10 protein-coding genes and 2 pseudogenes are annotated in these 11,365 nt (G+C 56.3%); 7 read left to right on the top strand and 5 right to left on the bottom strand.

Annotated elements, in window-relative coordinates; translation table 11 throughout:
* Positions 1–208: 208 nt before the first annotated feature.
* The gene (locus PG892_RS19445; protein WP_223917666.1) at positions 209–763 is read right to left on the bottom strand and encodes a WYL domain-containing protein; all 555 of its coding nucleotides are present in this window, start codon (positions 761–763) and stop codon (positions 209–211) included.
* Positions 764–848: 85 nt separating this feature from the next.
* Between PG892_RS19445 and PG892_RS19440 the strand changes: the two genes are divergently transcribed.
* Complete coding sequence (locus tag PG892_RS19440; protein ID WP_113979304.1) at positions 849–1,766, top strand: IS5-like element ISEc35 family transposase; 918 nt, start codon at positions 849–851, stop codon at positions 1,764–1,766.
* 28 nt (positions 1,767–1,794) lie between these two features.
* Here the strand turns inward: PG892_RS19440 and PG892_RS19435 are convergent.
* Positions 1,795–2,253, bottom strand: a pseudogene (locus tag PG892_RS19435) (IS110 family transposase); the annotation flags it as partial.
* A gap of 172 nt (positions 2,254–2,425) precedes the next feature.
* On the opposite strand from PG892_RS19435, the gene ltrA reads away from it, so the two are divergent.
* Positions 2,426–3,757: a group II intron reverse transcriptase/maturase gene (ltrA, locus tag PG892_RS19430; RefSeq protein ID WP_270825723.1), complete on the top strand. Its 1,332-nt coding sequence runs from the start codon at positions 2,426–2,428 to the stop codon at positions 3,755–3,757.
* Positions 3,758–3,836: 79 nt separating this feature from the next.
* Here the strand turns inward: ltrA and PG892_RS19425 are convergent, their stop codons facing one another.
* The 3 genes and pseudogenes from PG892_RS19425 to istB form a co-directional block, all read right to left on the bottom strand.
* Positions 3,837–4,397 (bottom strand): hypothetical protein, encoded by a 561-nt coding sequence (locus PG892_RS19425; protein ID WP_270825722.1) that lies wholly within the window; start codon positions 4,395–4,397, stop codon positions 3,837–3,839.
* Positions 4,398–4,562: 165 nt separating this feature from the next.
* Positions 4,563–4,787 (bottom strand): hypothetical protein, encoded by a 225-nt coding sequence (locus tag PG892_RS19420; protein ID WP_021140986.1) that lies wholly within the window; start codon positions 4,785–4,787, stop codon positions 4,563–4,565.
* A 101-nt stretch (positions 4,788–4,888) separates the two neighbouring features.
* Positions 4,889–5,092, bottom strand: a pseudogene (istB, locus tag PG892_RS19415) (IS21-like element ISAs29 family helper ATPase IstB); the annotation flags it as partial.
* 251 nt (positions 5,093–5,343) lie between these two features.
* On the opposite strand from istB, the gene PG892_RS19410 reads away from it, so the two are divergent.
* The 5 genes from PG892_RS19410 (at position 5,344) to PG892_RS19390 (ending at position 11,318) form a co-directional block, all read left to right on the top strand.
* Positions 5,344–6,600: a hypothetical protein gene (locus PG892_RS19410; RefSeq protein ID WP_021140988.1), complete on the top strand. Its 1,257-nt coding sequence runs from the start codon at positions 5,344–5,346 to the stop codon at positions 6,598–6,600.
* Positions 6,597–7,205 carry a condensin complex protein MksE gene (locus tag PG892_RS19405; protein ID WP_005330555.1) on the top strand — a complete coding sequence of 203 codons (609 nt, stop codon included), beginning with the start codon at positions 6,597–6,599 and terminating at the stop codon, positions 7,203–7,205. Before PG892_RS19410 ends, PG892_RS19405 begins: the two co-directional genes overlap by 4 nt.
* Positions 7,202–9,964, top strand: coding sequence for a hypothetical protein (locus PG892_RS19400; protein WP_005330554.1), 2,763 nt, complete (start codon positions 7,202–7,204; stop codon positions 9,962–9,964). The genes PG892_RS19405 and PG892_RS19400 overlap by 4 nt, the downstream gene beginning before the upstream one ends.
* On the top strand, positions 9,961–10,833 hold the full coding sequence (locus PG892_RS19395; RefSeq protein ID WP_021140990.1) for a hypothetical protein: 873 nt from the start codon (positions 9,961–9,963) through the stop codon (positions 10,831–10,833). Before PG892_RS19400 ends, PG892_RS19395 begins: the two co-directional genes overlap by 4 nt.
* A gap of 155 nt (positions 10,834–10,988) precedes the next feature.
* The gene (locus tag PG892_RS19390) at positions 10,989–11,318 is read left to right on the top strand and encodes a hypothetical protein (protein WP_270825720.1); all 330 of its coding nucleotides are present in this window, start codon (positions 10,989–10,991) and stop codon (positions 11,316–11,318) included.
* Positions 11,319–11,365 lie beyond the last annotated feature (47 nt).

Here is an 11,365-nt window from a genome sequence, read left to right as displayed (position 1 = left end):
TGCGCGAGCAGCTATCACCCAGTAATGGGAATCCCCCTCCTGTGACGCGAAGCGCTAAGGTGGGGGAGGATGTCAACGCTCGCAGAATATGTTTGAGGACGATTATGTGCCAGCCGACCCTGATCGTTTTGGTCGGGTGGAATGACGGATAAACAGTCAGGTGCTCGTAGTGGCGTCGTGAGCTGGGCCACTACAAAGCACCAGCCCGCTATGAAATTTGCAAATCTGCATTCTTGAGCTTAAAGACACAGCCTTGCCGGATCAGCTCCTCCCGGTTGGCGAGCACCAGTGGGTAGAGCAGGGGATTATTAGCATGTTCCCCGTTGTAGCTCACCTGCATCCGCTCCAGGGCGTAATGCATCAAGGGGACGCGCTGTTCTATCAGCAACTTGCCGTCGGTCATCGCATAGTCGCTGGCGATAATGGCCTGCTGTTCATCACCCAGACAGGGATTGGGGGTCACCACAGCGACCACCCGATTGTTCCACTCCAGATCCTGATCTCGACCGTGGGCCGAAGCGTCGAGTAGCTCCGGCTTGCCCCGAAAGCGGCTCATCACAAAGTCCAGATAATCCCTCTTCTTCTCGCAATACGCCCGCACATGCCAGCGAATGCCGTCATAGACCAAGGTATGGGGAACTATATTGCGCCCGCTACGCTCGGCCGAACTGAGCGACACATAATCCACATCCACCCGTAACTGGCTGCGGGCCGCCTGCACCAGACCGCGTACGATGACGGGGTCGATATGGCGGTTAGGCACATCCAGGAGGCGTTGTTGCTCAAATCAGGGAACTATCCCGCAGTTTGGTGATCTGATCTCTTAGGTTCACCACCGGGAGCGCCAGATGGGCAAGTCCAAGCACAAGATCAGCAACTGGAAACAGTACAACCAAGCCTTGGTGCAACGTGGTTCGTTGACCGTCTGGATGGATGAGCAAGCCATCCAGCAGTGGCATTGCCAAACCCATCATGGCCGCCGGGGGCGAGGCTTCCATTACAGCGACTCTGCCATTGAAACCGCGCTGATGCTCAAGGCGGTATTCAAGCTACCGCTGCGTGCCTTGGAAGGCTTCATCAACTCGCTGTTCAAGCTGATGAAGGTGCCCTTACAGTCGCCGGACTACAGCTGTATCAGCAAGCGTGCCAAGACGGTCGAAATCAAGTACCGCCTACCGAGCCATGGCCCGGTGGCTCACCTCGTCATCGATGCCACCGGACTCAAGGTCTATGGCGAGGGCGAATGGAAAATTCGCAAGCACGGCAAGGAGAAACGCCGCGTCTGGCGCAAGCTTCACCTGGCCGTAGATGCGGCGACCCATGCCATCGTCGCAGCCGAAGTCAGCCTGGAAACGGTGGGCGATAACGAGGTGCTGCCCACGCTGCTCAACCCCTTGCGCCGCAAGATAGAACAAGTCAGCGCCGATGGTGCTTATGACACCAGAGCCTGTTATGCCCTACTGCAAAAGAAGGGCATCAAGGCCACCATACCGCCGAGAAAGAATGCGGCATTCTGGAAGAAAGGCCATCCACGCAACGAGGCGGTTGCCGCGCTCAAGGCAGGAGAACTGGAGCAATGGAAAAAGGACTCTGGCTATCATCAGCGCTCGATAGCTGAGACCGCCATGTATCGCTTCAAGCAGCTCATCGGTCCGAAACTGAGTCTGCGGAGCTACAACGCCCAGGTGGGTGAGATCCTGGCCGGGGTGAAAGTCATGAACAAGGTCATAGGGCTTGGTATGCCTATTCGGCAGGCCGTCAACTAAGCCCGCCCGGCGGGTTGGGGAGCGAGTATCCGACTTTGGATTTGATCAACAAGGCCGCCAGAAGGCCGCGGATCTGGTTGGCCTGCGCAGTCCTTGCCTTAACGAAACCCTGACGGGCGCGATGCAACGCTAGGACGGCTTGCTGCTCGCTGTTCTTAATCGGCACAAAGCGCATGTTCGGTCGACTCACTGCTTCGCAGATTGCCTCGGCATCCGCCACATCGTTCTTGTTGGTTTTCACGTACGGCTTAACGAACTGCGGCGCCATCAGCTTCACGGTATGCCCCAGCCTCTGCAGCTTGTTAGCCCAGTAGTGAGCGCTGCCGCAGGCTTCCATGCCGATCAGACATGGGGGCAGATTGGTGAAGAATGCCATCATCTGGTCCCGTTTCAGCTGCTTCTTCAGCACCGTTTTGCCGCGCTCATCCACGCCATGCACTTGGAACAGGTTCTTTGCTAGGTCAATACCAACAGTCGTAATCTTCATCACGGTCGCCTCTCTGGGTCGGTGGGAATTTTCATTCGCCACTTTGGCACTACAGATGCCATTTTAGGTAGGGGCGACCATCCCATTAGCAGACGGCATAGTAGCCCAACGCCCGGCGTAATGACCGGGACATGGTGAAGGCCTGAACACTTAGAACAAAGGAGGAGCCGAGTTGCACTTGAACACCTGTTCGCCGTCCGGCGATGACGCCATTCAGCGTGCCAACCAGCAGCCAGCCTTTAGCCAAGATCTCTTCGAGCAGGTGCTGCAACGAGACAATATCCTCGCGGCATGGCACCGCGTTCGAGCCAACAAGGGCGCCCCCGGTGTCGATGGCATGACTATCGAGGCCTTCCCGGCGTGGGCAAGGTCGGGTCACTGGAAACGGACGGCAACCGAGCTGCGAGTCGGGCAATATCACCCGGCCCCAGTGCGGCGAGTTGAGATTGATAAACCCGATGGCGGCAAACGCCAGTTGGGGATCCCGACCGTCACCGACCGGGTGATCCAGCAAGCCATTGCCCAGGTGCTGACGCCCATTTTCGACCCCGGCTTCTCGGATAACAGTTTCGGGTTCCGGCCCCATCGAAACGGGCAGCAAGCGGTGAAACAGGTACAGCGCCTCATCAAGCAAGGCCGCGGCTTTGCGGTCGATGTGGATCTGTCGAAGTTCTTCGACCGGGTAAACCATGATCTACTCATGAGTAAACTGGGCGCCAAGATCAACAACAAGCGGTTACTGAGCCTGATTGGCCAATACCTGCGAGCCGGGTTTATCGCTAACCAGCAGCGTCAGGAGAGTCGGGAAGGTGTGCCACAGGGCGGTCCGTTATCGCCGCTGTTGGCCAACATCATGCTCGACCCACTGGACAAAGAGCTGGAAAAGCGTAGCCACGCCTTCGCCCGCTATGCCGATGACTTCACCATACTGGTGAGGAGTCGGCGAGCGGGAGAGCGCGTACTGGCCAGCATCAGCCGCTACTTGCAACAGCGTTTGAAACTGGTGGTCAACGCCAGCAAAAGCCATGTCGTCAAAACCTCGGAGAGTAAGTTCCTGGGGTTTACCTTCAAGACGGGGAAGATCCTCATTCACCCGAAAACCTTGCAACGCTTCAAGCAGCAAGTCAGACGATTGACCAACCGCAACTGGGGCGTGGCGATGGAGTATCAACTCTTCAAAACCAGCCAATACCTGCGCGGCTGGATCCACTACTTTGGTATCGCCAACTGCTATCAACTCTGCGTGGAGCTGGATCAATGGATCCGCCGCCGGATACGGATGGCCTACTGGCGGCAGTGGCGAAAGCCGCGCACCAAGGTACGGAACCTGATGAGCCGGGGCGTCCACGTTCGGACGGCGGTGGCATGTGGCATCACCAGTAAAGGCCCATGGCGTAGCTCGAAAACCCCGGGGATCCAGCAGGCGTTATCGAACGCGTACCTGAAATCCCAAGGATTGTTTGCGCTGCGCGATGGTTGGATACGGCTTCACCATTCTAAGTGAAACGCCCTGTGCGGACCCGCACGCAGGGTGTTGTGGGGGCTGGGGGCTAGAAACCCCCGGCTACCCGATTAGAACTGGCCTAGTTCAAGAGAGAAGTGAACTCTGGCGAACGGACGATCTTCCCAACCAGATTCTGAACTGCTGGCATGAGGGCTTGAGCAGTTTGGTTGCAAGCAGTTTCACCATAGAAACTCGTTGTGAATGCATACTGTTCAGATGCAGTCATGCTTTTTCCATTCGATGACTTGACGGTTAAGGCAAGATTCCAGCTTCCACTGGCTGATGAAAAATCGATGGAATCTAGATTGCCGGTAAGAGTGACCGGCGCGGCCGCTGAGAATGCGTTAGCAAGTTTTAGCTCGTCGACCAAAGCCTTCCGAACAAATTCCGAAAAAGGCTCGCCGTCGGGCGTCTTAATCGGCCCAACGCCTCTGCACATTATTTCTTTTTCACCAGACTTGGTGGCGGAGAACCCACCGATATTAACCACCTTGCCGTTGAGTGCTCTGAGAGCAACAACGTTGTCGGCGCTTCCCCGCTTATTCGCACCTTCCTTAGCGGGAAGGTTATCGGTATTGCTGAGCAGCGCAAAATCGCATCGGCAGCCGCCATTTCCCCTGAGCCCTTCACAACTATCCACGATGAGGAACAGGCGCTGGCGCCTGATGGCAAAGCGCGTCAGGTGACCCTGATTTAAGGCTGGCTATCCGATAGCACGATCAGTGTAAAAACCAGCAGTGTGAAAACAATCAAGGCGCCAGTGGCGCCTTGATTGTTTGATGAGATGGTCGGTCACCGCTGGCCGTTACCTAAACAGCCATTCCATATCGTCCTCTTCCTCATCCCACCTCATTTGCTTCTGATCCCAGCGGGCCGCCAGATAGGGTTTGAGGGTCTGCAGGGTGGTGATCTCGGCCAGCTGGGCAGTCAGGTGGTCGATATCACGCAGCAAATAGTCCCGATGTTCGGCAAAGGCCTGCTCGGTCTTTTTCTTGGATGATTGCTTGAATTTGTGCAGCACCGCGCCCATTAGCCCGTCTTGCCCGCCGTATGCGTATTCCGGTGAAGTTGAACAGTGATTCCGGCCAACGTGAACACCCAGATCCTTAACGCGCTCACGTCACCCCGTTTCTAACTCGAGTGTTCAGATTGGGTCAACTCACTTCTCCTCTTTCTCATCGATTCTCCCTTCAGTGACAGCCGGTGAGCGTTGTGCATCAGCCGGTCCAGGATCGCATCTGCCAGAGTGTTGTCCCCCAAGCTCGCGTACCACTCTTCCGTTGGTAGTTGACTGACCACTACCGTCGAGTATTTTCCATACCGATCATCCATGATCTGCCTGCTGGAGGCGTGATCCAAGCCAACATCCTGGCGGTAGTCCGGCCCACACTCAGCGTTTGAGCATTTGCAGCAATGGCGGTAAGGGAGACCGGAGTCGTCAGATATCTGCTTGAAAAAACGACATGTAGAAGTATCCAGTATTGTTGCCAGCTGGGTTGCTTTCTATGCTCTTGTGGTCAAATGACGCCAGCCGTCCATCGTATGATTCTTTGGACTGGGGCCAAGGGAGCGAACAAGGATACCGAATGGCAAATCCCAAAAGTCTGATATTCCAACTGCATAAACATTGGGACGTCATCGAAGCATTGGTTCGGGCTTCGCGGGAATGGCCTGCTTTCGATGAGGCGATGGTGCTGAGGCTAATTGGCAAGTCCAGCCGGGGCAGTGACAGCGAGCCTGAGTGTGGAGAAATCTTGCGCAGCCTATGTAGCAGCGATGTCCTGCAGTGGCTTGAGCGAACCGATACCCTGCAGGTCAACCCCTTGGTGCAAGAGTTTGCGCGGGGGCTGTTACGTGAGCATGAGTTAGGGCTTTCTGCCGTGCTCAAGGCGCGTATCGAGGCCATCAAACAAGCGACAGCACAAATACTGGAAGGTTCTGAACCACTCAATCCCGATTATTTGCGTCAGGGCTCAGCCAAGATGTCAGACCTGTTGCGGCAGATCAGTTTGCAATTGGATCAGGATCGCCATGCCATATTGGAGCTGGCCGAACAGGCTAAATCCGCGGATGCAGCCATGCCAATAGCGCAACGTTATCGCTCAGTGCTTGAAGCCTATGACCAGTATGTGGAGCCCATGAACGAGATGATGGACTCCGGGCTTGCGGGCAACTTCTATCCCTTTCTGGAGCAGGCGGAGAGGGCTCTGGATCGGGCTGTAGAGGCCATCACCATACAAGGTGGGCTTTATACCCACCAGTTACAGTTGCGTCAGGTTTCTTATCAAGCCAAGGAGTTGCAGCGGTTGGGAAGATTGGTAGCCCAGCAATGTGCCGCCACCTTGCTGCCGCTGCGTGAAGAGCTGCGCGAGCATAATGGCCTGTCTGCCGCCATCAGCCAGTTGTTGGGGCGTGTGCGCAAACGTGGCCTCACGCGAGCTCTGCCGTTGCGCAATACGAAGGGGGCCTTGCCTGTCTGGCGGCAGGAGCGACCGCGACGCGTTAGTGTAGGCTTCGAGGTCAAGGATTTTATGGCCAGCGCCCTGGCGTACATACCGGAACTCATCCGTTTCCCGACGGAGGTCCCCTTCGACGCCTCACTGGTAGAGCCCATTGATGACGAGACCCTCAAACAACACCTGCAAGAGAGCCTGCCAGTGGAGAACCTGATGCTCTGGTTGCTACAGCATTATGGCGAGCAGCCGGATGCCACCTTGTTGCGACTCTACCACGAACTGGTGCGTGAGCCTCTTTGGCTGGCGAGCCTTCACCCAGATAGCACCACAACGGATTTGCAAGAGGTGCTGGTCAGTTATCACCCCTACAGGATCCAGAGATCATGATTACCTCTATTTCGCATCTGGAGTCGCTCGGTGCCCTGAGTGAGCTGTTTCGCCTGTTCAACAGCGGCAAGCACCTCAACCGGGTGGCGGAGCCTGCCCTGTGGGCCGAGCTGGAGCGTTGTCAGGAAAGCTATCAGGCTATTTTTGCCGCCCTGGGGTTTGAGCTTAAAGTCGAGCCACGTGGCTATGCCTGGTTTCATATCGAGGAGTCCGGCAGCCAAGCCAGCAAGACTAGCAAGCGCCTGGCGTTGTTATGGATGTGCTTGTTTGATACCCAGGCTGATGAGGGCAGACCCTTGTCCCGCTTTACGGAGTGGCGGGTAGACAAGGCCTTGCTGGCCAAGGCTCACGAGCATCATCAGGAGATCCTTGAGGCCGAGGGGTTGGAGCTGGATGGCTTCATCGCGTTGCTGGACAGCGCGGTCAAGCTCGGATTTGCGTTGTCACTTAACGGTTATTGGCAGTTATTGCCGGCGGTCTATCGCTATCTGGAACACTTCGAATCGTTGAGCGCATCTGGCCAAGACGATTCATTCGATGAGCCGCAGGGTGGCGAGGAAGATGAATCGGCAGAGGTGGGTTTGGATGAGGAGGAGGAAGCATGATCCAGTACGGGTTTGAGCGTCTGGTATTGTTGGGCAGTGCCGGGTATCAGAGAGCCGAGTTGCCGCTGGATGCTGCCGTCTCACTCATCGCCCCCAATAACACAGGTAAAACCAGCCTCATCAACGCGCTGCAGTTTTTATTGATCATCGACCAGCGACGCATGGACTTTGGCGCCCACGATCTGGAGAAGTCCAAACGATTCTACTTCCCCAACAACAGCGCCTACATACTGCTGGAAGCCTGTCTGCCAGAAACGGGGACCGTGGTGCTGGGATGTGTCGGCAAGGGGGTTAGCCATGACTATCAGTACTTTGCCTACAAGGGAGCGTTGGATCTGGATGATTATCGGTTGGACGGCGGCGCTCTGGTGGCGGAGCCCCAACTGGTAAACCACCTGGCCACGCGCCAGCGGCTGGTGTTTGTCTACAAGAGTCCCAATGATTTTCGCGATGCCCTGTATGGTGGTCGTCGCAAGCGGGCCGCCAGCGAGCCCGATTTCACCCTCTTTCATCTGGAGCATCAATCGGATGCTGCTGCCTATCGACAGGTCCTCACTCGTACCTTACGGCTGGATAGGCTCACCTCGGCCGATGTCAAAAATTATCTGTTGGAAATCTTCAAACGGGACTTGTCGGATGCGGCCATCGACTTTCGGCAAGAGTGGGAAAAGGCATTTAGCGAGGTCAATAGTGAACGGGCTCAGTATCAGGCGGCGGTCAATCAGTCTGCACGGATCCTGAGCTTGGCCAAACAAGTGCAAGAGCGTTTGACGCTCAGAGGCAAGCTCATCGTCTGGTGCCCACAGATAGAAGAAGACCTCAAGCAGTGGCACTCCTACTATGAGTCCACAGCAGAGGAATTGGCAGCCAAGGTGTTGCAATGCGAGACGGCACAAAAGCAATCGGGGAGCCGTATTCAGGAGCTGAGTGTCGAACGGCTCGTAAAACAGCAGTCCCATACTCAGCTGCTGGCGCTCAATCAGCAGCAAGCGGAGCTGGAGCGTCGGTTTACCCTGCTTTCGGGACGTGAGCAACTTGAAACACAGCTGGCGGCGGTCAAGGAGAATTTGGAGGCTCAGATCACCCTGCTGGGGCAGGTCAAGAGCCGCAGCGTAGAGGACATAAGGCGAGATTTACGTCGGCAACAGCAGTTGTCGATGAGCCTGCATCGGCAGCAGGAGACCTTGACCGACAATCTCTATCGACACATGGCTGATCATCTGAGTGAAGAGGAGTTACTGCGACTAAACCGGGTGCTCCAGGCCGGAGTGATGCAGCTAGGACCGGCAGATTTCGAACTGGATATGCCCCGGTTGAAACAACAGTTGTCACAGACGCCGGGCGAGACGCTGATGCTGGCTGGCCTGCGCATCAACCTTCATCGGTTGCATCCCCAGTTTCAGCAACTCAGTGAAGCCGAGCTGAAGGAGCAGATCAGGGATACCGACAGGCATATCGCCAGTTTGGAGGTGCAGCAGCAAACAGCCGAGCAGCGCCACCAGGCCGAGGCACACAAGCAACGATTAGAGCAGGAGCAGCAACAACTGCGGCAGGAGCTGGCCGACTTCGACACCTGGCAGCATCTATTGGCCCAGAGTGACCAGCGAGCAGAGCAATTGATAGCCCATGAACAAGAGCTGGATAGGCTACAGGCCGAGCTGGCAGCGATTAACCAGCAGCAATTGAGCTTGGTTGATCAACTCAATGCTTTGCGACAAGCGCAGATGCGACTGGATGATGAGCATAACGGCATCGTCACCATGCGTAACCAGCGCGAGGATCAGGGGCCAGAATTCGGTTATCTGGAATCTCTTTCCTACCATCCCTGGCTCGGGGGAGCCACCAGAACGCTGGATACCCTATATACCCGTTTGCAAGAATTCCAGACCGATAGTCGTCAATTGTTGGCGTTGAACAGCGCGTTGCAGCGCGGTTTGCAGGATTTGCACGCTGGCGGACTCACCAAGTATGAACACTGCCCGACTCAGGACGAGGAGTGGAGTCGGATCCTCGATTTCCATCAGATGTTGCCAAAAGAAGCCGAGGCATTGGAGAAGAAGGCCCGCAGTGCCGTGATCAATGTCACCGCCAGCCTGAAACAGCTCAGACAGGGGCTGAATGCTTTTAAGGCGCAGATGCGGGGCTTTAACCGGCTGGTGAGTCAGCGTCAACTGTCCGACCTCAGGGTTTTCAAAATCGAGCCCAGGGATGAAGCACACCTGGTGGAAGCCATCGAAATTCTGCTCGATAAGTCCGCTCAGGTGGAGACGGGGGAGAGCTTCGATCTGTTTAATCAGCAAAGCGTGCTGGATGATGTGCGATTGGATCGCGCCAAACAGACCTTGTTTGATGAGGGCAATGCCCGGCAAGGGCTCCGTGTCGCCGATCTGTTTCGCCTGGAGTTTGTGATAGGTAAGCAGGATCAGCAGGAGGAGTCCTTCACCGAGATAGACAGTGCGGCCTCCAACGGCACCGTATTGATGGCCAAGCTGGTGACCGGGCTGGCCATGCTCCACCTGATGCATCACAAGAACAAGCGCATCCGCACCATCTGTTATCTGGATGAGGCGCTGGCGCTGGATACCCGCAACCAGAAAAATCTGATCGATGTGGCGGCAGAATTCGGTTTTGCCCTGATCTGCGCCTCGCCAGCTCCGTTGACCACGGCACGCTATTGCGTACCTATCCATCACCATGCCGGCAAGAACCATATCAATCGGCAGAGCTGGCTGGTGCTTGCTCCCAAGGAGCGACCATGAGCCGTAGTTTGATCGCCGCCTTGCGCAAATTGCGCCAAGCCCCTGGAGGAGGGCTTGCCAGCTCTCAATTGAGCGAGGGGCAGCGACGTGAGCTGAGCAGCTTTGCCCGCGCTACCGGCAGCATACAGATGCGGCCCGAGGGCAGGGGAGTCGTATTTGAGATAAGGCTGCCCGCCGTGGTGGAACACCAGTGGCGACAACTGGTGCCGATAGAGCAAGCCGAATTGGTCGATGGTCTGCCACGCCGAGCGCGTAACATCGCCGCAACTCGCCGTAGCAAGGGGGCAGATCATGGGCATGAGTTCAGCTATCTGCTGTTAAAGGCCGGTCCCGGTCAGGTGGCGTGGCGAGATGATAAAGACAACCGGCTGGACTTGCGACTGAGCACCGATCAACTGGGCGTCGCCGCTCTGACTGTGCACGCCGACAGCACCTGGTATACCGAACATCCGCTATGGCTTGTGGAAAATCAGGCGCTGTTTGACCAGCTGGACTGGCTACCCTGCGCCCAGCCCGCCAGTGTTGCTTATTACAGTGGCCAATTGCCCAACACATTGTTGGATTGGCTCGCCTTGCGCCAGCGGGCGCCTGCGATCCACTTCTTTCCCGACTACGACGGAGTGGGTCTGCTCAACTTTGCCCGGCTTCGCAGCCGTCTTGGCCACAGCGTGGCCCTGTGGTTGATGCCCGAGTGGCCATCTCGTCTCGAGCGTTTCGGTTGTACCACGCTTTGGCAGGATACCCAGCGCGAATTCAACGCCATGCTGGCACACCCTGCGACAGCCGATTTCGACGTGGAAGTGAAGCAATTGATCCGGTCAATGCAAGCCAGCGGGATGGCGCTGGAGCAGGAAGCCGTGTGGTTGTGAGGAACTGCCCCGTCCGTCTCGCCTGCCTCTTATCTGTCTATTAGTTTGAAAATATCTGCTTGAAAATACGACATGTGCAAAACCCCAGTATCGAAGCGGCTTTGCTCGAACGATATAGTCATCTGGGTTTTAACTGATGACTTGGGAGATAAAGGATGAAGGCGGCGACACGGCATGATTGGCAAGGGTTACAACCATTGCATCGAGATGCGCTCACCCTTCCGCTGAGCCTGCGCTTTCGCGATGAGCAGATGGCCAACATCCGACAGGGATTTATCCCTCCGGCGATGGAGTACAAATGGTTCTGCTATTTCGAAGGAGAAACTCTCCACCTATACCGGAGCTGGACGGGGAGCAAGGCGGCGGAAGTGCTCTTTGTTCGTGACAGTGAAGGTTGGTGGCTGGCATCGAGAATGCGGTTGTCGCTGGATCCTGATCATTTCGGCTGGTCTTTGGAGGGTATCTATTCACCAGGACGGGGTTGACGGCATCAGTTCTGCCGGGATGGGATAATCTGTCTTCTCGATGCACG

It is taken from the genome of Aeromonas sp. QDB68 (assembly GCF_027707405.1).
GTDB classification, from domain to species: domain Bacteria; phylum Pseudomonadota; class Gammaproteobacteria; order Enterobacterales; family Aeromonadaceae; genus Aeromonas; species Aeromonas caviae.
Note: the sequence above shows the minus strand (reverse complement) of the source record. Positions and strands in the feature narration are given on the sequence as shown.

Coding starts and splice junctions, on each gene's coding strand:
- PG892_RS19405 (WP_005330555.1), top strand. CDS start 6,597: ATGATTACCTCTATTTCGCATCTGGAGTCGCTCGGTGCCCTGAGTGAG.
- PG892_RS19395 (WP_021140990.1), top strand. CDS start 9,961: ATGAGCCGTAGTTTGATCGCCGCCTTGCGCAAATTGCGCCAAGCCCCT.
- PG892_RS19440 (WP_113979304.1), top strand. CDS start 849: ATGGGCAAGTCCAAGCACAAGATCAGCAACTGGAAACAGTACAACCAA.
- PG892_RS19400 (WP_005330554.1), top strand. CDS start 7,202: ATGATCCAGTACGGGTTTGAGCGTCTGGTATTGTTGGGCAGTGCCGGG.
- PG892_RS19390 (WP_270825720.1), top strand. CDS start 10,989: ATGAAGGCGGCGACACGGCATGATTGGCAAGGGTTACAACCATTGCAT.
- PG892_RS19420 (WP_021140986.1), bottom strand. CDS start 4,787: ATGGGCGCGGTGCTGCACAAATTCAAGCAATCATCCAAGAAAAAGACC.
- PG892_RS19410 (WP_021140988.1), top strand. CDS start 5,344: ATGGCAAATCCCAAAAGTCTGATATTCCAACTGCATAAACATTGGGAC.